This is a genomic window from Mesorhizobium sp. IMUNJ 23033 (assembly GCF_044778005.1).
In the GTDB taxonomy this organism is placed as follows: Bacteria; Pseudomonadota; Alphaproteobacteria; order Rhizobiales; family Rhizobiaceae; genus Mesorhizobium; species Mesorhizobium amorphae_A.
This window is the reverse complement of record NZ_JBJACT010000008.1, coordinates 61,230-82,577: the sequence shown is the minus strand read 5'-3', so window position 1 is coordinate 82,577 and position 21,348 is coordinate 61,230. Positions and strand designations below refer to the sequence as shown.

Below are 21,348 nucleotides of genomic sequence, written 5' to 3'. Positions count from 1 at the left end.
GGCAACTCGCCTCTCGCCACGGCATCGGCGTTCCGCTAAATGTCCGGCTGGAGACCGCGACATGGCTGAACTCGACACCAGAAAGACCATCGTGCTTACCGGCGCCAGCCGCGGCATCGGTCATGCCACCGTCAAGCGTTTCTCGCGCGAGGGCTGGCGCGTCATCACTTGCTCGCGCCAGGCTTTTGCCGAGGACTGTCCGTGGCCGGCGGGGCCTGAGGACCACATCAAGGTCGATCTGGCCGACCAGGAAGATGTCGGCATCGCCGTTTCGGAAATCCGTCACCGGCTGGAGGCGCATGGCGGGCACCTCAATGCGCTGGTCAACAACGCCGGCATCTCGCCGAAGCTCAGCGACGGCAACAGCCGGATGAACTCGATCGAGACGCCGATGCATGTCTGGCGCGATGTGTTCCAGGTCAATTTCTTCGCGCCGATCATGCTGGCGCGCGGCTTGTTCAAGGAGCTGGCATCGGCGAAAGGTTCGATCGTCAACGTCACTTCGATCGCCGGCACCCGCGTTCATCCTTTCGCCGGTACGGCCTATGCGACATCGAAGGCTGCACTCGGTTCGCTGACGCGCGAGATGGCGCATGATTTCGGCCCGCACGGCATCCGCGTCAATGCGATTGCGCCGGGCGAGATCGACACGGCGATCCTGTCGCCGGGCACCGACAAGATCGTCGAGACCATCCCGCTGAGAAGGCTCGGCGCTACGGCCGAGGTCGCCGACATCATCTTCTTCCTGTGTTCCGGGCAGGCGTCTTATGTGACGGGCTCGGAAATCCACATCAATGGCGGCCAACACGTGTGAGCCTGTTGGCTAAGGATTGCTCATCCGCTTATGGTGAGAACAGCCTTGCCGCTGATGCTGCGCTGTCGCAGTGCTTCCAGGGCTTGGGCGATGTCTGTCCACGGCACGGTCAAGGCCACGCGGGTTTCCAGCCGGCCAGCCGCGACCAGAGCGAGCAGCGATGCGATGTCCGCGCCAATGCCCGAGCCGGAAGTGTAGTACGCGAAAGTCTGAAGCCTCGCCCCCTCGTGACCCGGAACGAACTGACGGAATCCGACGGGCGTGAGTTCGCCGCTGCTCGAACCGAACATGACGATGGTGCCGCCAGGGGCGACGCGTTCGATCGCGTGTGCGAGGCTTTCACCGCCGACTGACTCGGTGATCAGCGAAAACGGCCCCTCAGCCAGCTCGATCGACTGGACAACCTGCTCGGCGCCCAGGTGGCAGAGATCCTCGCCGTGCCGGGATGCGGCGACTGCGGTGACCGACGCACCCTGCTCGCGGGCGATCTGGATTTGGAAACGACCGACCGCACCGCTTGCGCCGGTGATCAGGACCTGCTGGCCGGCCAGGTCGCCGCCATGGCGCAAAGTCCTCAGCGCCGTCGTGCCCGCGACAGGAAGCGTGGCCGCAGAAACGAAGCTGACGTCATCCGGCAGTACGGCGAGACGGTCGGTCGAAACGGCGACACGTTCGGCCCAGCCGGCCTGGTCGACCAGAGCCGCAACCCGCGCGCCTACAACTGGCCCGGAGCCATCGGCTGCTGCCCGATCGACAACCCCAACGATGTCCTGGCCGGGTATCCAGCCATTCGGACGTATGGCGAGCAGGCGCAGTTCGCCGCGGTTCAACGAGGTTGCGTGGACCGAGACAAGCGCCTCGTTCGAGGCCGCTTGAGGCTCGGCGAGCTCCGCGATCCTCAGTCCGGTCGCGCTATCGGAAGAGATGACGAGGGCGAGCATAGTTCATACCTCACTGCTGCGCGGTGGACGCACAGCCTCCGGGCAGTTGCCATGCCCGGTCTTGCTGGTTCGACTTGGAGCGCCAGCGGCCGCCGGCCGAAGAAAGTCGCCACCTCCGCACGCTCCAGAGTTGTTCATTCGCAAGCGGAACCTATCGATTTTCTCCCTTGAATAATCTAGATATTGATGCATTTGATCGCTAAAAACAGTCAATCATGAGACAACCCCTCCGCTACCCTTGGCTTGATCTCGATGTGGATGACCCTTCCGCGCCGGCGATTGCCGTGCGCGTTGATGTCCCCGAGACCAGGGCGGAGGTACCCGCCCATCGGCACCGCAAGGGTCAACTCGTCTTCGCGCTCGGAGGCGGCGTCACATGCCACGTCCCAAGCGGCCTGTGGATGGTGCCGCCTCATTGCGGAGTCTGGATTCCCGGCGACATGGAGCACAGCAATGTTGCGACGGCCAACGCCAGGATTTTTTTCGTGTACATCGAGCCGGGAGCCGCCAGTCTGCCGGACCGGTGCTGCACGCTTTCGATCTCGCCGCTGCTGCGCGAACTGATCATCGAGCTGTCCGATGGCGTGCAGGACGATCCGGCGAGGGATGAGCTTTTGACCAGGGCCCTGCTTACCGAGTTGCCGCGTATGCCTGTCCAGCGGCTGCATCTGCCGTTTTCATCCGAGCCACGCTTGAGGAAGATCGCCGAAGCGTTGGCGCAAGACCCTGCCGACCGCAGCACACTGGCAGAATGGGCCAGTCGCGTTGCGCTTAGCGAGAGCAGCCTGGCGCGTCTCGTCGTGAAGGAAACAGGGCTGAGCTTCGGGCGCTGGCGCCAGCAATTGCATCTGATCGTCGCAATTCGAGAATTGGCCTCCGGTGCGAGCGTGCAGCAGGTTTCGGGCGATCTCGGCTATGGTTCCGTCACGGCTTTCATCACCATGTTCAAGAAGGCGCTTGGGATGCCGCCGGCAAGATACCTCAGCAGTATCGCGCAAAACGGCGGCTCTGCATTCGTCGCCTGATCAACCCGATTGCGAACGCAGTCGAGACGATTGCATTGACAGTACATGGCGTAGGCTTGGTCAGGCTGCGGACGGTTCAGCCGCTTCCGGCTTGTGGCCAAGCACCTCTTCCACGATGCCGCGGGCGATCTCGCGCTCGCCCATGATCACCGTGTCGGCGCCGAGCCCCTTGAGATGCTCGACCTCGGCATCGGAATGAGCCCGGGCGATGACGCTTATCCCGGGATTGGCGGCTCGTGCGCGCAGCACGACCTGTCCCGCTTCGAAGGCATTGGGAATGGCGAGGATCAATCGCTTTGCGCCTTCCGGATTGGCGGCGGCGAACACGTCGGCGTTGGCCGCATTGCCAGCGACGGTTTCGATTCCGTCGGCCCTGAGCTTGGCCAGCGCCTTGTCGGCATCCTCGATGACGAGGAAGGGCATGGCGGCGTCCTTCAGCGCGGCGCCAACGAGGCTGCCGACGCGGCCGTAGCCGATCAGGATGGCGTGGCCGGTGAGCTTTGTCTTCGGCGGCGGCCCATCTTCCCTTTCCGGCGCGACCGACGCCACTTCTCCGGGTGCGGTCGCCGGGCCGATCGGCCTTGGCTCGACCGGTGGCGCCGCTTTGGCCGCACGCGCCTCCAGCCATGGCTTCATCCAGTCGATGGCGAGGAACATCAGCGGGTTGAGCACGATCGACAGGATGGCGCCGGCCAGGATCAGGTCGCGCCCCTGTTCGGGCAACAGGCCGAGCCCGACGCCGAGTTCGGCCAGGATGAAGGAGAATTCGCCGATCTGCGCAAGGCTGGCCGAAATCATCAGTGCGGTGGCAATCGGATAGCCGAAGGCGACGACGATGACGAACGCCGCCAACGACTTGCCAAGCACGATGATGGCCAGCGTCGCCAGGATCGGCAGGCCATTGCTCATCAGGCTGAACGGGTCGAACAGCATGCCGACCGAAACGAAGAACAGCACCGAGAAAGCATCGCGCAGCGGCAGCGATTCCTCGGCCGCGCGATGGCTGAGCTCGGACTCGCTCATGATCATGCCGGCGAAGAAGGCGCCGAGCGCCAGCGAGACGCCGAACAGCTTTGCCGCCCCGAAGGCAACGCCAAGTGCTATGGCCAGCACCGCCAGCCGGAACAGTTCGCGCGATCCAGTATGGGCGACATAGTGCAGGATCCAGGGAATGAGTCTGCGGCCGACCACCAGCATGACGACAACGAAGGCGGCGACCTTGGCCAGGGTGATGCCGACGACACCCCAGATGCCATAGCTGGCGGGCAGCGCCAGCAGACCGCTGGCGTGGCTGTCCACCTGCGGCTGGCCGCCGAGCACGCCGGCCAGGGCCGGCAACAACACCAGCGCCAGCACCATGGCGAGGTCCTCGACGATCAGCCAGCCGACAGCGATGCGGCCGCGCTCGGTCTCGATCAGCCGCCGCTCCTGCAAAGCACGCAGCAGCACCACGGTCGAGGCGACGGAAAGCGCCAGGCCGAAGACCAGCCCGGCGCCCATCGACCAGCCGAGCAGCCAGGCAAGGCCGGCGCCAAGGGCAGTGGCAAAGCCGATCTGCACGACGGCGCCGGGTATGGCGATGGCGCGGACCGACAAAAGGTCCTTCAGCGAAAAATGCAGGCCGACGCCGAACATCAAGAGGATGACGCCGATTTCGGCGAGCTCGTTGGCAAGGCCGGCATCGGCGACGAAGCCGGGCGTGTTCGGCCCGACCAGCACGCCGGCTATGAGATAGCCGACCAGCGGCGGGATACGGAAGCGGTTGGCGAGCGCGCCGAAGACGAAAGCCAGCCCCAGACCGGCGACGATGGTGGCGATAAGGGGCGTGTCATGCGGCATTGCCTATGGAGCGCCTTTCAGAAATTGCGATGTCGGATAGGACGGCCCGAGGCCGCCGCCCTTTGCAATATGGGGGCTGTCATAGGCGCGAGGCAACCCGCGCTGCCGTGAAAACCGATAGCAAGACGACAGTTGCGTGCAGCCAGGCGAACAGGTGCTTCCGGCGGTCCGCTCAGGCGGCCTGCAGCAGACTCTCGATCTCGAAGATGGTGTGGTTGGTCAGCGTCTTCGGAATTTCCGCCTGCACCCTGTCGCCGACCTCCTTGTGCAGCTTCCGGCGCATCTCGCCCAGCACTTGGGGCGGCGCGATCAGCACGATCTCCTCGAAGGCGCCGCGATGTGCAAGCCGGTAGAGCCGCTCGGCGATATCGTCGGCGAAGCGCTCCTTGCCGATACGATGCCAATCGGTGTCCTGAACCGCACTGCGATGGACCGAGGGGCCGTCATTGTAGCGGCCCGGGCGGTCGCTGCCTTGTTCGCGGGTGGCGGGATTTTCCTGCTCCATTTCCTGTACCACTTGCAGGTCGGGGAATCGCGTGTCGCCCCGGTTGCGCAGGAACAGCGCCTTCTCACCGTCGGCGACCACAATCCACAGCCCATGCTTCAGCTTGATGTCGCTCATATCGGCTCCTCCGTTTCCTGACCGACCCCAGATGAGGCCGCATGGCCCGATGCCCTGCAGTCCGGGGCTTGCATGGCAAACGTCGGCTCCGCCAAATTCGTTCCGAGACGATGGCTCATCGCTGGTCTAAGACCGCAGTCAACGCCCTGCAGCATTAATCTACTAATTTGGTAGAATTTAGAAAAAAACGTTTTGCGACGCCGAGCGCAAGCGACTAAAAGGGCCGCAGATCGGGGCCAGCAACAGCATATTGAATCCACCCGGCTCCCGGCTGTGGAATAATTTTCTCCTGCCCTTCGCAGTTGCGAAAAAGCGATTGCCTGCCATCGCCGGATGCGCGAGTGCTTTCCTTCTGGTTTTTCGCGCCGCCGCGTAAAACTGGCAGACTGTTCCAGGATTCCTTGTCGTCATGCCTGAGGCCAATGCCAAGCTCAACGCCTTTCCCGTTTTCATGCGGGTCGAGGGCGAAGCGGTGGCCATCGTCGGCGGCGGCGAGGAGGCACTGGCCAAGGCCCGGCTGCTCGACCAGTCAAGCGCGGTGCTGCGCATCATCACCGATGCCGCCGAAGCCGAGTTGCTGAGCTTCATCGCTGCCACCAGCGCCGTCCACATCGATGCCGCCTACGATGCCGCGCATCTGGAAGGCGCGACCTTGGTGTTTGCCGCCAGCGGCGAGGAAGCGCACGACCGCCGCGTCGCCGCCGACGCGCGCCGGCTGGGCATTCCGGTCAATGCAGTCGACCGGCCCGAGCTTTGCGATTTCTTCACGCCGGCGCTGGTCAACCGCGCCCCGGTCGCGATTGCCATCGGCACCGAAGGGGCAGGCCCGGTGCTTGCCCAGATTCTGCGCAGCCGTATCGACCGCATGCTGTCGCCGTCGCTCGGTGCGCTGGCGACGCTTGCCGCTTCGTTCCGAGGTGCTGCCGAGCGACTGCCGAAGGGCAATGGCCGCCGCCGCTTCTGGAGCGATTTCTTCGCCGGCGCGCCGGCACGCGCCGTAGAGGCCGGAGAGCTTTCGCAGGCGCATGATGCAGCACTCGACCTGCTTGTCTCCAACGCGCCGGCTGCAGGCCACATCGCGCTGGTCGGAGCGGGGCCGGGCGCGGAAGACCTTTTGACGCTGCGGGCGCATCGGTTTTTGATGGAAGCCGACGTCATCGTCTATGACGCGCTGGTTCCGGAGGCGATCGTCGTCATGGGCCGTCGCGACGCCGAGCGCCTGCCGGTCGGCAAGCGCAAGGGCTGCCATTCGAAGAGCCAGGCCGAGATCAATGCGCTGCTGGTCGAGCTTGGCCATGCCGGCAAGCGCGTCGTGCGGCTGAAGTCGGGCGACCCGCTGGTGTTCGGCCGGGCTGGCGAGGAAATGGCCGCACTTCGCGACGCCGGCATCGCCTATGAAGTGGTTCCCGGCGTCACCGCGGCCTTTGCCGCAGCCGCCGATTTCGAACTGCCGCTGACGCTGCGTGGCGTGTCCTCGTCGATGGTGTTCACGACCGGCCACGATCTTAAGGGCAATTCGCTGCCGGACTGGGCCAAGCTCGCCATCTCCGGCGCAACGGTCGCCGTCTATATGGGCCGCTCGGTCGCGGCCGAGGTTGCGGGACGGCTGATCGAAGCCGGTCTGTCGCCGGACACGGCGGTCGCCGTGGTCGAGAATGCCAGCCTCGGCAACCGCCGGCGCTTCCACGGCACGCTGGCCGATTTGCCGTCGCTGGAGGCGCGCGCCGACCTCACCGGCCCGGTGATGACCATCATCGGCGATGCGGTCGCCGGCGCCAATTTTGAACGTTCCGAGCCGCTCGCGGCACACAGGCATGAGGGCGTTGCCAGCACGGCCGCCGAAGGAGTTGAGCAATGAAGGTTCTGACCGCAAACAGGCTTACCGACGGCATCGCCGTCTGGTACGCCGATGGCGGCTGGGCCGAGACGATCGGCAATGCCGACCTCGCCCATGACAAGGCGGCCGAGGACCGGCTGGAGGCGATCGGTGCCGCGGCCTACGCCAACAATGAGGTAGTCGACGTCAATTTGATCGACGTCACCGTGGTTGACGGCGTGGTCGAAGCGGTGCGGCTGCGCGAAAAGATCCGCGCCGCTGGCCCGACCATCCGTGGCGACCTCGGCAAACAGGCCCATCCGGAAACGATCCGGGCATAATGTGAAAGCGGGCGGACGCGCCCTGAAAGACGAAGCATGTACCGTTACGATGAGTTCGACCAAGATTTCGTTCAGGCCCGTGTCGCCGAGTTCAGCGACCAGGTCCAGCGGCGGCTTGCCGGCGAGATCACCGAGGACCAGTTCCGGCCGCTCAGGCTGATGAACGGTGTCTATTTGCAGCTGCACGCCTATATGCTGCGCATAGCGGTGCCCTATGGCACGCTGAACAGCCAGCAGCTGCGCATGCTCGGCCATATCGCCCGCAAATACGACAAGGGCTATGGCCATTTCACGACGCGGCAGAACATCCAGTTCAACTGGCCGGCGCTGTCGGACATCCCGGCGATCCTGGCCGATCTGGCCAGCGTCGAGATGCACGCCATCCAGACCAGCGGCAACTGCATACGCAATGTCACCGCCGATCATTTCGCGGGTGCCGCCGCCGACGAGGTCGCCGATCCGCGCCCCTATGCCGAAATCCTGCGGCAATGGTCGTCGGTGCATCCGGAGTTTTCGTTCCTGCCGCGCAAGTTCAAGATCGCGGTGACCGGTGCCGAGCGCGACCGCGCCGCCATCCAGACGCACGACATCGGCTTGCATTTGAAGAAGAACGCGGCCGGCGAACTCGGTTTCGCCGTCTATGTCGGCGGTGGCCAGGGCCGCACGCCTATGGTCGCCAAGAAGATCCGCGACTTTCTGCCGGAAGCCGATCTTCTCTCCTACTGCACGGCGATCCTGCGCGTTTACAACCTCTACGGCCGCCGCGACAACAAGTACAAGGCGCGCATCAAGATCCTCGTCCACGAGACCGGGGTCGAGGAGATCACCCGCCAGATCGAGGCCGAATGGCAGGAACTGAAGGACGCCGAGCTGAAGCTCCCGGAAGCCGACATCCGCGCCATCGACGCCTATTTCGCGCCGCCTCGGCTGACCGCGCGGCCGGAAGGCGATGCGGCGGTGAAGCTGGCACGGCTCGATTCCAAAAGCTTCTCCGAATGGCTCGACCAGAATGTCGTGACCCACCGCCATCCCGACTATGCGGCAGTGACGATCTCGCTGAAGGGCATCGGCGAGGTGCCGGGCGACGCTTCCGACAGCCAGATGGAAGCGGTTGCCGACATCGCCGAGAAATACGCATTCGACGAGTTGCGTGTCAGCCATGAGCAGAACCTGATCCTGCCGCATGTCGCGCGCGCCGACCTCAAGGCGGTATACGATGCGCTGGTCGATATCGGCCTGGCGACGGCCAACTCCAACCTGATCAGCGACATCATCTCGTGCCCTGGCCTCGACTATTGCGCGCTGGCCACGGCGCGCTCCATTCCGGTGGCGCAGGAAATCTCGCAGCGCTTCGCCTCGCTAGAGCGCCAGCGCGAGATCGGCGAGCTGAAGCTGAAGATCTCCGGCTGCATCAACGCCTGCGGCCACCACCATGTCGGTCATATCGGCATTCTCGGTGTCGAGAAGAAGGGTGCCGAGCTCTACCAGGTCACGCTCGGCGGTTCGGCCGACGAGAACACCTCGGTCGGCGAGATCATCGGCCGCGGCTTCTCGTCGGAGGAGATCACCGACGCCATCGAGCAGATTGTCGAAACCTATCTCGGCCTTCGCCTCGATCCCTCAGAACGATTCATCGACGCCTACCGCAGAGTCGGTCCCGCGCCGTTCAAGGAGGCGCTCTATGCTGGCGAAACCAAGGCCGCTTGAGCGGATCGTCGACGTCGAGGCCGGCATCGCCGCCGAGGCGGCGGGGCTCGACGCGCTCTATGGTCACCTGAACCCGCTGCAGATCATCGAGCGTTCGACGCGGGAGATCTTTCGCGGCGGCATCGCCGCCGTGTCCTCGTTCGGCGCCGATTCGGCCGTGCTCCTGCATATGATCGCCGAGATCGACCGCACGCTGCCGGTGATCTTCCTCGATACCGGCAAGCATTTCGAGGAGACGCTCGGCTATCGCGACGCGCTGGCGGCCGATTTCGGATTGACCGATATCAGGGTGATCAAGCCCGAGGAGGCCGCGCTCGAAAGGGTCGATCCGACCGGCAACCTCAACGAGACCAACACCGACGCCTGCTGCAATGTGCGCAAGGTCGAGCCGCTGGCGCGCGGCGTCGAACCGTTCCGCGCCTGGTTCACCGGACGCAAGCGCTTCCAGGCCTCGACGCGCGCGGCACTTCCTGTCTTCGAAGCGGTCGGTTCGCGCATCCGCATCAACCCGCTGGCGCATTGGACGACGTCGGACCAGGCCGCCTACATGCGCGCGCATGCGCTGCGCGAAAATCCGCTGGTCGCCTATGGCTATCTGTCGATCGGTTGCTTCCCCTGCACGCAGCCGGTGCAGCCGGGCGAGGACGCGCGCAGCGGCCGCTGGGCTGGGCACGCCAAGACCGAGTGCGGCATCCATCTTTCCGGACTGGAGAAGTCGCTGACCGACGCATCGCTTTAGGGTATGTTGGTGTTCAGCCGGCCTGCAAACGGTGGTTCCTGCGCTTCCGGTGCTCACGTACCAAAGTCGCTGACTGGCGCGCCGCTCCAGAAATTTTGAGCTTTAGGACTTCTTGATGACTGAATTGACGACGGAGACCCGCCTCTGGACCCCGACGGGTTTTCGCGAGGACGAGTGGGTTCATGCCGAAAGCGCCGATGCGCTTACCGGCAATGGCCGCTTCATCCTGCCGCTGCAGGCGTTTCTGGGGCTCGACGCGGATGTGCGCCGATCGGCGAAGGAGCGCCTTGGCGTCCAGCTTCTGCCTGGCGACGAACTGGACAAGATCGCCGGGCTGCTCGACCAGTTGTCGCTGGTGGCGCTGGCTTTTCCGGCGTTCAATGACGGGCGGTCCTTCTCCAAGGGCGAATTGCTGCGCACGCGCTATCATTTCCAGGGTGCCGTGCGCGCCACCGGCCAGGTTCTGGTCGATCAACTGCCGCACATGCTGCGACTCGGCTTCGACGAATTCGAAGTGTCGAACCCGGTGCTGCTGAAGCGGCTCGAGGAAGGCCGCACCGGCGGCCTGCCGCTTTATTATCAGCCGGCCGCCGAGCCGGAGGCCAAGGGGCCGAAATACTCCTGGCGACGCAAACGCACGGGCTGACCCTGCGGTAACGCGTTGACGTCTTTACAACGCTCGCAAGCAGGCCTTCTCTCCGGCATCCGGACGGAAACATCCGCCGGATGATCGGGAGGAGAGCATGCGCTACGACTATGTCATCGCCGGTGGCGGTTCCGCCGGCTGCACGCTGGCGGCAAGGCTCTCTGAAGATCCCTCCAAAACGGTGTGCCTGATCGAAGCCGGCGGCGTCGGCAAGGACCTGTTCATCCGCGCGCCGGCAGGCGTGATTGCGCTGCTGCCGGGCCGGCCGAAGCTCAACAACTGGGCCTTCGAGACGGTGCCGCAGCCAGGACTTGGCGGCCGCAAGGGCTACCAGCCGCGCGGCAAGACGCTCGGCGGCTCCAGCGCCATTAACGCCATGCTCTACATTCGCGGGCATCGCAGCGACTATGACGGATGGGCCGACGTCGGCTGCGACGGCTGGTCGTGGGACGAGGTGCTGCCCTATTTCCGGCGCGCCGAAGGCAATCAGCGCGGCACTGACGCGCTGCATGGCGGCGACGGGCCGTTGCGAGTCGGCGAGCAGCAGGAGCCGCGTCCCGTCGCCCGCGCCTTTGTCGAGGCCTGCGGCGAAAACCAGATCCGATACAACGATGACTTCAACGGGGACGAGCAGGAAGGGGCAGGGCTCTACCAGGTGACGCAATTCTGGGGAGAGCGCCGCAATGGCGAGCGCTGTTCGGCGGCCGCCGCCTATCTGCATCCGGCGATGGACCGGCCGAACCTGACCGTTGTCACCGGAGCGCATGCCACCGGCATCGTCCTTGACGGCAAGCGCGCCACGGGCCTGCGCTACCGCGTGGGCAAGAACGAGGCGGTGGCGCAAGCCAAGCGCGAGGTCATCGTCTGCGGCGGCGCCTTTGGCTCGCCGCAGCTGCTGTTGTTGTCCGGCATCGGCCCGGCGGCCGAACTGGCGATGCACGGATTCCGGTCGTCCATGAGGTGCCTGGCGTCGGCAAGAACCTGCAGGACCATCTCGACTTCATCATGGCCTGGACGTCGCGAGATGCCGACATGATGGGCATCGGCCTGCGCGGCACGCCCGGCCTGCTCGGGCATATGCTGCGCTGGCGCAAGAACGGCACCGGCATGATCGCCACGCCCTACGCGGAAGCCGGCGCCTTCCTCAAATCCGATCCGACGATCGGAAGGCCCGACCTGCAGCTGCATTTCTGCATCGCAATCGTCGACGATCACGGCCGCAAGCTGCATATGGGCTACGGCTTTTCCTGCCATGTCTGCGTGCTCCGGCCCTATTCGCGCGGCGAGGTCGGGCTGTCGACGCCGGACCCGCTGGCGCCGCCGCGCATCGACCCGCGCTTTCTCGAGGACGAACGCGATGCCACCCTTCTGCTCAAGGGGGTCAAGACGATGCGCGGCATATTGGAGGCGCCGGCGCTGGCGAAATACCGTCGCAAGGAAATCTACACCGCCGGCGTTTCAAGCGATGACGAACTGATGGCGCATATCAGGGCGCGCGCCGACACGATCTACCACCCGGCCGGCACCTGCAGGATGGGTGTCGATGAGATGGCCGTCGTCGACCCGCAACTCAAGGTACGCGGGATGCAGGGGCTGCGCGTCGTCGATGCTTCGGTGATGCCGACCCTGATCGGCGGCAACACCAATGCGCCGACGATCATGATCGCCGAAAAGGCTGCGGATATGATCCGCGCCGCAGCCTGAACGGTTTTATTGGTCGGACCAGGATTGTCATGCGGAAGCCGGGGACAAGGGTCTGGCCGGGCTTTTTAGCAAGTGCAAATCAATCTGGTCTGACCAATTGTGCGATTTGCGCTTTTCCTTTCGACGTCTTGCCCTTAGGATAGATCTATTATTTCGTGACCCGAAATAAATGGCCAGCAAGGGAGGAACCAGAATGGCAGGCAAGAAGATATTGATGCTCGTTGGCGAGTTCAGCGAGGAATACGAGATTTTCGTCTTCGAACAGGCCATGCATGCGGTTGGCCATACGGTCCATGTCGTGTGCCCCGACAAGAAGGCCGGCGACATATTGAAAACGTCGCTACACGATTTCGAAGGCCATCAGACCTATACGGAAAAGCTCGGCCACGACTACATCCTGAACAAGACCTTCGCCGAGGTGAACCCGGCCGAATACGACGCCGTCTATGCGGCCGGCGGGCGCGGGCCGGAATATATCCGCATCGATAAGCGGGTGCAGGCGCTGGTCAGGCATTTCCATGAGACCGGCAAGCCAATCTTCACCATCTGCCACGGCGTGCAGATCCTGATCGCGGTCGACGGCGTGGTGCGTGGCAGGGAAGTCGCGGCCCTGCAATATTGCGAACCGGAGGTTACGCTGGCCGGCGGCATCTACATCGATGTTGCGCCGACCGGCGCCCATGTCGACGGCAATCTGGTGTCGGCCAAGGGCTGGCCGGGCCTCGCCGCCTTCATGCGCGAATGCCTGAAGGTGCTCGGCACCGAGATCCGCGACGGCAAGGCCCTGATGCGCGACGAGCGCAAGGCGGCCTGAGCTGACTTAGGTGAGAATGCCGCCGCACCACTGGTGCGGCGGTCTTCTTTACGCGGCCATTCGGGCTTCGCGGAACGACACAAGTTTCCGGCGGCTCTCGTCCCACAGCGCAAGCTTGACGCAGCGCAGGCTGTCGAGAAGCGTGACGCGGCCGATGTCGCGCAGTTCCGGAAAATCGCGCAGCACTTCCGGAAGCCGGTAGCACGGCACCTTGGCCGAGAGGTGGTGGACGTGATGGACGCCGATATTGCCGGTGAACCAGTTCAGCACGGCCGGCAAGTCGTAGTAGGACGATCCATGCAGCGCGGCATGCTGGAATTCCCATTCGGTATCCTTCGCCCATTCCGTCTCTTCGAACTGGTGCTGGACGTAGAACAGCCAGACGCCGGCCGAACCGGCGAGAATGACGATCGGCAAGTGGACAACCAGGAACGCGCCTAGCCCGACGAACCAGATGAGGATCGCGGCGACAAGCGCGATGCCGAGATTGGTCGCCATGGACGACACCCAGGGCGTCAGGCCGCCCCGCATCATGCCGACCGGCAGCCTTTGCTCGAAGATGAAAAGCCAGATCGGCCCTAGGCCGAACATGACCAGCGGATGGCGATAGAGCCGGTAAGCAAGCCGGCCCCGCCATGACATTTGCCGGTATTCGGCGACGGTCAGGGTCTTGATGTCGCCCATGCCGCGCTCGTCGAGATTGCCGGCGCTGGCGTGATGGGTGGCATGGGCGCGCCGCCAGCAATCATAGGGCGTCAGCGTCAGGACGCCGAGCGCGCGGCCGATCCAGTCGTCCGCATAGCGATTGGCGAAGAAGGAGCCATGGCCGCAATCATGCTGGATCATGAAGATGCGCACCAGAAACCCGGCCGCGGGAAGAATGAGGATCAAACCCCACCAGTGGCCGTAGGAATAAGCGGCCGAGGAGAGCGCCCAGAGCGTCACGAAGGGGATGAGGGTGATGGCGAGTTCGAGCGCGCTGCGCCGCCGGTCAGGCTTCTTGTAGCGCGCCAGAATCTTCAGCCAGGCGCGCTTGCTATTGGCAACCGCCTCGGGGGAAATCATGTTCATCAGGAAGCATAAGCAACAGGCCCCGCCGCCGCAAGGCAAAGCTCACGCAAAATTACTGCGCGTAATTGTCGCGCGATGGCAGGCCATGGCGGCTGCGACCGATGTTCCCGTCTTCAGGAATACACGCCTAGTGGCGCTCGCTGGCGGCCACGCTGGCCTCCGCCCCGTCAAGACGGTCGAGCAACTCCCTGAGATGCTCGGGCAGGTCGGCCTGCAGGCGGAATGCCGGCAGGGTGCGCAGGAACCGCTTCGTCGTCTCGGTGCCGACCTGGCGCTTGATATCGGCGGCGAGTTCCTCGCGCCTGTCGCGCTTGTTGCCTGTCATTGTCCCAAAATCCTGTGTTGGCTTCGAAACTCCTCCAGGCCGGTAATGGTTCCCGCATTGCAGCGGCCTGGCAAGAAAACCCGGCCGTTACGGTAAAATTTGAATTAATATCGAAAGAGCGCCGGCAGCCTCCAATATGGCTTGCCCCTTGATTTTTGGCCGCCAAACCTCGATATCGGGCGCAAATCCAGACCATTCGAAAATGACGGGAAACGGCGATGAGCGACCAGGCAAAAGACGAACGCGCGCCCGAGGAAATCGAAGCCACTGAGGCGGCGGCGGGCGAACGTACCGAAGGCAGCGTCGACGGCGACTACGAAGCGCTTGTGCGGCTGCTGAAGGAAAACGAGGAACTGAAAGATCGGGCCCTTCGCGTTGCCGCTGAGATGGAGAACCTGCGCCGCCGCACCGCGCGCGACGTGCATGACGCGCGCACCTATGCGGTTGCCAATTTCGCTCGCGACATGCTGTCGGTGTCGGACAATCTGCGCCGCGCGCTCGATGCCGTCCCGGCCGAGGCCAAGGCCGCGGGCGACGCCGGTTTCAAGGCGCTGATCGAGGGCGTCGACCTCACCGAGCGCGCCATGCTGTCGGCACTGGAGCGGCATGGGGTGAAAAAGCTCGCGCCGGAAGGTGAGAAGTTCGACCCGAACTTCCATCAGGCGATGTTCGAGGTGCCAAATCCCGAGGTTCCCGCCGGCACCGTCGTCCAGGTGGTGCAGCCGGGCTATTCGATCGGCGAGCGCGTGCTCAGGCCGGCGATGGTCGGCGTCGCCAAGGGCGGCCCCAAGCAGGCGGCCGGCGAAGCACCGGTCGAGCCGGGACCGGTGAATGAGCAGGCGGAAAAGGACGCATGACCGGGGAATAGCGCGCTATTCGGCCGCCGCAACCACCATCAAAGCCGGAGGTATGATCGACGACGCCCCCGAAACCTGTCCGATTTCAGGGGCGATCAACCCAGTCGCCACTTCTGCTGTGCAGCGCTTGCCATGTCCTCAACCAAGCAGTTCGCACCCATAGCGCCTGACCACATCGGGAAATGTCTCCATGTCCGGCATTCCTTCGCCGTCCGGAGGAATGCGCCTGTCGTTGGCGGGCACACTGGTTGCCCTCAAAAGGTCCTCGAAACCACCGGGCGTGAAGAAAAACAGCATCCGGGCCGGCCCACGCTTGACCGTATAGCGGTGCGGCACATCGCGTGGCCCAAAGAGAAACGAACCGGGCCCAGCCATTATCTTCTTGCCGCCGATCTCGAACTCGATCTCGCCTTCCATCACCTGGAATGACTCGTCCTCGCGATGATGGACATGCAGCGGCGCCTCGCCTTCGTTCTCGAGCACTTCGATCAGCGTGAACTGGCCCGCCGTCTGGGCTGCCGTCGCCTTGATCACCGCCAGCGAGCCAAGCCACCAGCGCGCCTCTCCTTCTAGGGCGTGGCTGCAAAAGGCGCTGGGGATGCCCCTGTCAGCTTCACCGCCTGCCACTGCCGCGACAGAGTGGTAGCCGACCTTGAGCGAGGCGATGTTGACCATCGAGCAATAGTTTGTGATGCCGGGCAGCGTGGCCCAGACCTCTCGAGCCGCCTTTGCGCTGTCCATGTCCGCCCATTCAAATATCTCCGTCCAGCCTCCCGCGGATTTGAGGAGGCGACGATTGAGGAAACCCTTGAGCTTCCGCACCTCGTCATTCACTTCATCCCTGGTTTGCAAGAACATCTGCTCGGTGAATCCGGGCTTCAATGCAAATTCGGTGACTTCAACGACTTTCGTGTCCATGACTTCCTCCTTCGCAATCTGGCTTTCGCCCTTGTTTCGCCTCCTCATTCTCTTCGTTCAAGATGTGCTCGTCCGGCCCTTGCCCTTGAGCCAGCAGAGCGCCATTCCCGTTGCCGTTTCGGCGGCGAGATCCACCGTCATGCCGCGTATCCGCATCGCGCTGAACGTCGGAAAGTCGAACAGGAAGCTGATTGCCTGAACGACATCATCGCCGGGATCGTCCTTCGCCAGTGCCTCGCGCACGAAGCCGGCCACCATGTTCCGCAGATACTCTTCCCATTCCCGCATGGCCGGAAGCTCCCGCTCGCGCAGGTCGCTCTCGAGATGCCGTCCACCACGATGGTAGAAGGCGAATAGCGCGTTCGCGACCCGGCGTAACCGCTCTTTTGGGTCTGTCGCCCCGCCGATTATCTCGGTCACTGTTTCGGGCGACGGAGGACGCAGGCGCTCCATCAGCAATTCGCCGCAGGCAGGCACCAGGTCATCCAGGGTAGGAAAATGCTTGTAGACGGTGCCAACGGCGACATCGGCCTCCGTGGCGATGTCCTTCCAAGTCGTGCCAAAGATCCCGTTCTGGGTGTGCAGCTTGATTGTCGCTTCGAGAATCCGCTGCCGCGTCTTGGCGAAGGCGACAGTCCGGGAACCCATGCTGTAGCGGCGAGGAGACATAGTCGCTCACTCGAAAAATTTGAATGAACTATTCAATCATTTAATTTGCCTAAGGTCAATCCAGTTTCGTGGGGGCCACTCGCTATTCCCCGCTCACTATTTCATTATTCACCCATGAACCCGATCGACCTTCTCGACTATGCTGGCGTCGCCGTCTTTGCGGCGAGCGGGGCACTTGCGGCCTCGCGCAAGCAACTCGACATTATCGGCTTCCTGTTCCTGGCCAGCGTCACCGCCATCGGCGGAGGCACGTTTCGCGACGTCATCCTCAACCTGCCGGTGTTCTGGGTCGGCAACTCCAGTTATGTGCTGATCTGCATGGTGGTCGCGGTGCTGGTCTTCTTCAGCGCACACCGGGTGGAATCGCGCTGGAAACTGCTGCTTTGGCTCGACGCCATCGGCCTTGCCGCCTTTTCGGTGATGGGCGCGGCCAAGGGTCTGGCGATTACCGGGTCGCCGGTCGTCTCCGTTGTCACCGGCGTGCTGACGGCCACTTTCGGCGGCATCCTGCGCGATCTGCTGGCCGGCGAGCCGTCGGTGCTCCTGAGGCCGGAGATCTACGTCACGGCCGCCCTTGCGGGTGCCACGCTGTTTACACTCGGCGATCTTGCCCGGCTGCCGCCACTGGCATCCGGCCTGGCGGGCTTTGCCGCGGCGTTCCTGGTGCGCGGCGGCGCGCTCAAATTCGGTTGGACCTTTCCGTCCTACAAGAGCCGGCCCGGCCGGAGGCCAGAAGACATCCCCTGAAAATCAGGATGCTGAGCGAGATGCCTGCCACGCCTTGAGCAGCGCCTTCGGCGCTTGCGCCATAAAAGTGCGTTCGAGCCGGTGACGCAATTCGTCGGGTGCAATCACATGCACCCTGACGAGGATCGCCGGCCAACCCTTGTAGTGATCGGTCTCGAAATAGATTTCCGGTGCTGCTTCGAGCAGCATCTCCTTCTCGTCGAGCGGACACATCAGCACAACGGTGTCGGCATCCTTTACCCTGGCCAGCAGCTTCTTGCCGACCTTCAGCGCCGGCGTGCCATAGGATGTGCTTTCGATGACGTCCGGCAGGTCGCGCGCGGCAAGCCGCAATGTCTGCAAAGCACCGGAAAGATCGTTGCCCAACGTCTCAGGCGGCGAAGCGCTGGGCTTCCCCGCCATAGTAGTTGACGTAGCGGGCGCCGATCTCCTTGACCGGCATGACCACGAACACGTCGACGGTCGAGAATTCGTGATCGATGACGCAGCCGTCGCCGATGCGGGCGCCGACGCGCAAATAGCCCTTGACCAGCGGCGGCATCGCCGCGATCGCCGCCTTGGCGTTGATTGCCTCGATCGGCATCAGGTCCATCGAGCAGTAGCGGCCGGCGACTGCCCGGACATCCCAGGCCGAGTCGGTGCGGCAGTGATGGGCAAGATAGGTGAGCGCCTCGGCATGCGCCGCCGGCACGACGCCATGGAACGAGGCGCAGCCGGTCATCACGCCGATGCCGTAATGGTTGATATATGCCCAGATGCCTTGCCACAGCGCCTCGATGGTGCGCTTGGAGCGATATTGCGGCAGGACGCAGGAGCGGCCGAGTTCGAGGAAGCGCTGGCCGGGGTGGCGGGCGATCAGCTTGGTCAGTTCGAACTCGCCTTCGGAATAGAAGCCGCCGGCCGTCGCCGCGATTTCCTGCCGCAGCAGCCGGTAGGTGCCGACGATGCGGCGGTGCTCGGGGCCGGCAAGCGAAGTGTCGAGGACGAGCAGATGATCGCAGAGCGGGTCGAAACGGTCGGCGTCGCGACGATCCTGCGCCTGGAACAGATCCTTCCTGGCTCCAAGCTCGTCATAGAATACCCGGTAGCGCACTTCCTGCGCGGCGGCGATTTCGGCCGCATTGCGGGCCAACCGCACTTCGAGATTGCCGATACGGCCCAGAGGTGCCCCAGTTGCGACGGCATCGGCGGTCCGCGCGGCGAGCATGGCGCCGCCGGCGTTCGGCCGAGTGTCACATTCAGGCATAACTGTATGCACGAGTGATTCTCCTTCGAGCCATCCCTCTTGGCACGGGGATACGGTGTAGGTGCAACAGGATTGTGACAGTACCGTGATACGGCGCGACGAGCAATACTTCGTCGGCTGGCGAATACGGTCAACCGGCTACGTTTACGTGATGAGAGACAGCCGATGCGGGCGTCAGGCCGCGACCTGACCCTCGACGGCGTGGACCAGGGCGTCGGGGTCGAGAGGCTTGGTGACGAAGCCGCTGGCGCCGTGGGCGAGCACCGCGTGACGGGTCTTTTCCTGGCTATCGGCCGACAGCACCATGATCGGAACCGGCGGCACGGCCATCTCTTCTTCATGGCGGCGGATGGCGGCTATCGCGTCCAGCCCGTCCATGACCGGCATATGCAGGTCCATCAGCACCACGTCGAAGCGGTGCTTGAGCCCGGCATCGGTGATGGCCTCGACGGCTGCCTTGCCGTTGCCGACCACCTTGACGCGGTGCCCGGCCTTGAGAAGCGTGGCGCGGGCAAGCATGGCGTTGATGTCGTTGTCTTCGGCGATCAGCACCGACAGGCCGTGCTCGCGGCGGCCAGCGCCGGCACGCACGGGCGGGGCGCCGTGCTTGTCCGATTTCGGCTGGGGCAGGACCGGCGCATGGCTGGTCAACAGCACGCGCAGCAGCGTCTCGCCGCGCACCGGCCTGGCCAGGAAGGTGGCATAGCCATTGGCGCGGAACTCGCCAAGCATGCCGCGATCGGTCGGCGCGATCAGCGTGATCGCCTCGCAATCGGCAAAGCCGTTCTGGCGCAAGCGCTTGAGCAGGCGTCCATCGCTGTTTTCCATCGCCGCATCGACCAGCAGCACGTCGCAGCCGGCGGCGAAAGGTGTCGCTTGGGCAAGCGTCGTCGCCAGATCGACCGCGCCGCCATGGGCGCGGATGGTGCGGGCGATGGCGTCCGCCTCGATGGCGTTCTTCGAAACGATCACGGCACGGCGGCCGGCCAGGATGCTCTGCCGGTTCTGCGGCGGCTCGGTTGCCGCAGTGGCGGGGAGCTCGAAGACGAATTCGGATCCCTCGCCAAGCCGGCTCGACACCAAGATCGAGCCACCCATGGCATTGACCAGGCGCCTTGAGATGGCGAGGCCGAGGCCGGCGCCGCCATGCACCCGGGTCGAGGTGCCGTCGGACTGCTCGAACTCCTCGAAGATGCGTTCCATGTCCTCCTCGCGCAGGCCGGGACCGGTGTCGGTGACGGTGAAACAGATACGGTCGGTGGTCTCGGTGCGCGCCCGCGCCACGCTCACCAGCACGCCGCCGGTGTCGGTGAATTTGATGGCGTTGCCGATGAGGTTGAGCAGCACCTGGCGCACCCGGCCGGGATCGGCGGTGATCATCTGCGGCACGTCGAGCTCGACATAGCAGCCAAGCCCGATGTTCTTGCCGAAGGCGCGCGCCGCCATGAGTTCGATGATGTTGTCGGCGATCTCGCGCAGCGATGTCGGCTGCGGTTCCGGGTCGAAACGGCCGGCCTCGATCTTGGAATAGTCGAGCAGGTCCTCGATCAGCGCCAGCAGGGCGCTGGCCGAGGTCGAGACGGCGCCGACATAGGTCCGCTGCTCGGGCGACAGATCGGTGTCGACCAGGAGCTTGGCCATGCCCATGATGCCGTTCATCGGCGTGCGGATCTCGTGGCTGACGGTGGCCAGGAAGCGCGACTTCGCCTGGCTGGCATATTCGGCCCGCTCGCGGGCGGTGATCAGCGAGGATTCGGCGCGCTTGCGTGCGGTGATGTCGCGGGCGATCGCGCGATGGGAGACGGTGCCGTTGTCCTTGTCGCGTACCGACAGCTCGATCCATGAAAACCAGCGCGGGCCGCTCGGCGTGCGAATTGCGACGTCGGTGGAACTCAGGCATTCGTGATCCGAGAAGGCGGCGTCGGGAACGATGCCGACATCGATGCCAAGCTCGGACAAGGTCTTGCCGGCAAGGTGCCGCTGGTCGATCTCGACGAGATCGGCGAAAACCTTGTTGGCAAAGACGATGTTGCCGTCGCGATCGCGATGGACAACGAGATCGCCGAGTGCGTCGATCAGCCCGCGGAAGCGCTCCTCGCTCTCCTGCATCTCCCACATGCGGTCGGCCAGCGTCTCGATCTCGGCGCGGCTGCGGGCGGCGGTCTCGTCGAGCAGGGCCGCCGTGCGGCGTTCATTGCGCTTGGCTCGCAGGTGCATGCCGAGACCGGCCAGGCCGGTCGCTAGCAAACCGATGGTGACGAAGATCGGTGCGCCGGTCAGGTGAGCCAGTCCAGCCAACACGGCGGTGGCGACGATGGTCAGGAAGGGCAGGCCTTCGGGGTTGGCCGGCGGCGATGCGGGTGCCAGCGGCGGCGGTGCGATAAGCAGCCGCTTTGGCGCCTCGGGGCCCGGCCCGTCGACGCCTTCGGCACTGCTCGGAGCTCTGATGCCGGATTCCGCGATCATGCGGAAAGCCTTGCCACAGAGAGATTATGGAAGACTGCGGC

20 protein-coding genes and 1 pseudogene are annotated in these 21,348 nt (G+C 64.3%); 11 read left to right on the top strand and 10 right to left on the bottom strand.

Going from position 1 to position 21,348, the window contains the following annotated elements:
• Positions 1-61: 61 nt before the first annotated feature.
• Positions 62-814, top strand: coding sequence for an SDR family NAD(P)-dependent oxidoreductase (locus ACFX5Q_RS12390; RefSeq protein ID WP_404278123.1), 753 nt, complete (start codon positions 62-64; stop codon positions 812-814).
• Between the two features lie 20 nt (positions 815-834).
• Here the strand turns inward: ACFX5Q_RS12390 and ACFX5Q_RS12385 are convergent, their stop codons facing one another.
• A complete protein-coding gene (locus ACFX5Q_RS12385) occupies positions 835-1,755 on the bottom strand; it encodes a zinc-binding dehydrogenase (RefSeq protein WP_404278121.1) in 921 nt (306 codons plus the stop codon).
• Positions 1,756-1,970: 215 nt separating this feature from the next.
• On the opposite strand from ACFX5Q_RS12385, the gene ACFX5Q_RS12380 reads away from it, so the two are divergent.
• Positions 1,971-2,780, top strand: coding sequence for an AraC family transcriptional regulator (locus tag ACFX5Q_RS12380; RefSeq protein ID WP_404278119.1), 810 nt, complete (start codon positions 1,971-1,973; stop codon positions 2,778-2,780).
• 60 nt (positions 2,781-2,840) lie between these two features.
• On the opposite strand, the gene ACFX5Q_RS12375 is transcribed toward ACFX5Q_RS12380, so the two are convergent.
• Together ACFX5Q_RS12375 and ACFX5Q_RS12370 are read right to left on the bottom strand one after the other, a co-directional pair.
• Complete coding sequence (locus ACFX5Q_RS12375) at positions 2,841-4,619, bottom strand: cation:proton antiporter (protein ID WP_404278117.1); 1,779 nt, start codon at positions 4,617-4,619, stop codon at positions 2,841-2,843.
• Positions 4,620-4,791: 172 nt separating this feature from the next.
• Positions 4,792-5,241 carry a host attachment protein gene (locus ACFX5Q_RS12370; protein ID WP_404278115.1) on the bottom strand — a complete coding sequence of 150 codons (450 nt, stop codon included), beginning with the start codon at positions 5,239-5,241 and terminating at the stop codon, positions 4,792-4,794.
• A gap of 409 nt (positions 5,242-5,650) precedes the next feature.
• On the opposite strand from ACFX5Q_RS12370, the gene cysG reads away from it, so the two are divergent.
• The 7 genes and pseudogenes from cysG (at position 5,651) to ACFX5Q_RS12335 (ending at position 13,008) form a co-directional block, all read left to right on the top strand.
• Positions 5,651-7,099, top strand: a complete 1,449-nt coding sequence (gene cysG / locus ACFX5Q_RS12365) for a siroheme synthase CysG (protein ID WP_404278113.1) — start codon at positions 5,651-5,653, stop codon at positions 7,097-7,099.
• Positions 7,096-7,398: a DUF2849 domain-containing protein gene (locus ACFX5Q_RS12360; RefSeq protein ID WP_006200414.1), complete on the top strand. Its 303-nt coding sequence runs from the start codon at positions 7,096-7,098 to the stop codon at positions 7,396-7,398. Before cysG ends, ACFX5Q_RS12360 begins: the two co-directional genes overlap by 4 nt.
• Positions 7,399-7,434: 36 nt before the next feature.
• Positions 7,435-9,105 carry a nitrite/sulfite reductase gene (locus tag ACFX5Q_RS12355; protein ID WP_006200413.1) on the top strand — a complete coding sequence of 557 codons (1,671 nt, stop codon included), beginning with the start codon at positions 7,435-7,437 and terminating at the stop codon, positions 9,103-9,105.
• Complete coding sequence (locus tag ACFX5Q_RS12350) at positions 9,080-9,844, top strand: phosphoadenylyl-sulfate reductase (RefSeq protein WP_404278110.1); 765 nt, start codon at positions 9,080-9,082, stop codon at positions 9,842-9,844. The genes ACFX5Q_RS12355 and ACFX5Q_RS12350 overlap by 26 nt, the downstream gene beginning before the upstream one ends.
• A gap of 115 nt (positions 9,845-9,959) precedes the next feature.
• Complete coding sequence (locus ACFX5Q_RS12345; RefSeq protein ID WP_404278108.1) at positions 9,960-10,490, top strand: DUF934 domain-containing protein; 531 nt, start codon at positions 9,960-9,962, stop codon at positions 10,488-10,490.
• Between the two features lie 97 nt (positions 10,491-10,587).
• Positions 10,588-12,194: pseudogene (locus ACFX5Q_RS12340) on the top strand (GMC family oxidoreductase).
• A 193-nt stretch (positions 12,195-12,387) separates the two neighbouring features.
• A complete protein-coding gene (locus tag ACFX5Q_RS12335) occupies positions 12,388-13,008 on the top strand; it encodes a DJ-1/PfpI family protein (RefSeq protein WP_006200409.1) in 621 nt (206 codons plus the stop codon).
• Between the two features lie 48 nt (positions 13,009-13,056).
• On the opposite strand, the gene ACFX5Q_RS12330 is transcribed toward ACFX5Q_RS12335, so the two are convergent.
• Both ACFX5Q_RS12330 and ACFX5Q_RS12325 read right to left on the bottom strand, forming a co-directional pair.
• Entirely contained in the window at positions 13,057-14,079 is a 1,023-nt protein-coding gene (locus tag ACFX5Q_RS12330) for a fatty acid desaturase (RefSeq protein WP_404278106.1), read from the bottom strand.
• Positions 14,080-14,206: 127 nt separating this feature from the next.
• The gene (locus tag ACFX5Q_RS12325) at positions 14,207-14,404 is read right to left on the bottom strand and encodes a hypothetical protein (RefSeq protein WP_404278104.1); all 198 of its coding nucleotides are present in this window, start codon (positions 14,402-14,404) and stop codon (positions 14,207-14,209) included.
• Between the two features lie 218 nt (positions 14,405-14,622).
• On the opposite strand from ACFX5Q_RS12325, the gene grpE reads away from it, so the two are divergent.
• A complete protein-coding gene (grpE, locus tag ACFX5Q_RS12320) occupies positions 14,623-15,261 on the top strand; it encodes a nucleotide exchange factor GrpE (RefSeq protein ID WP_404278102.1) in 639 nt (212 codons plus the stop codon).
• A gap of 138 nt (positions 15,262-15,399) precedes the next feature.
• On the opposite strand, the gene ACFX5Q_RS12315 is transcribed toward grpE, so the two are convergent.
• Positions 15,400-16,179 (bottom strand): cupin domain-containing protein, encoded by a 780-nt coding sequence (locus ACFX5Q_RS12315; RefSeq protein WP_404278100.1) that lies wholly within the window; start codon positions 16,177-16,179, stop codon positions 15,400-15,402.
• 57 nt (positions 16,180-16,236) lie between these two features.
• A complete protein-coding gene (locus ACFX5Q_RS12310) occupies positions 16,237-16,848 on the bottom strand; it encodes a TetR/AcrR family transcriptional regulator (RefSeq protein WP_404278098.1) in 612 nt (203 codons plus the stop codon).
• Between the two features lie 114 nt (positions 16,849-16,962).
• Here ACFX5Q_RS12310 and ACFX5Q_RS12305 point away from each other — a divergent pair, with 114 nt between their 5' ends.
• On the top strand, positions 16,963-17,595 hold the full coding sequence (locus ACFX5Q_RS12305) for a trimeric intracellular cation channel family protein (RefSeq protein ID WP_404278096.1): 633 nt from the start codon (positions 16,963-16,965) through the stop codon (positions 17,593-17,595).
• A 3-nt stretch (positions 17,596-17,598) separates the two neighbouring features.
• Here ACFX5Q_RS12305 and ACFX5Q_RS12300 read toward each other — a convergent pair whose 3' ends face one another.
• The 3 genes from ACFX5Q_RS12300 to ACFX5Q_RS12290 all read right to left on the bottom strand — a co-directional run bounded on the left by ACFX5Q_RS12300 (position 17,599) and on the right by ACFX5Q_RS12290 (position 21,307).
• Complete coding sequence (locus tag ACFX5Q_RS12300) at positions 17,599-17,961, bottom strand: MmcQ/YjbR family DNA-binding protein (RefSeq protein ID WP_404278094.1); 363 nt, start codon at positions 17,959-17,961, stop codon at positions 17,599-17,601.
• Between the two features lie 4 nt (positions 17,962-17,965).
• The gene (locus ACFX5Q_RS12295; RefSeq protein WP_404278321.1) at positions 17,966-18,841 is read right to left on the bottom strand and encodes a GNAT family N-acetyltransferase; all 876 of its coding nucleotides are present in this window, start codon (positions 18,839-18,841) and stop codon (positions 17,966-17,968) included.
• Between the two features lie 174 nt (positions 18,842-19,015).
• Positions 19,016-21,307: a response regulator gene (locus ACFX5Q_RS12290; RefSeq protein ID WP_404278092.1), complete on the bottom strand. Its 2,292-nt coding sequence runs from the start codon at positions 21,305-21,307 to the stop codon at positions 19,016-19,018.
• Positions 21,308-21,348 lie beyond the last annotated feature (41 nt).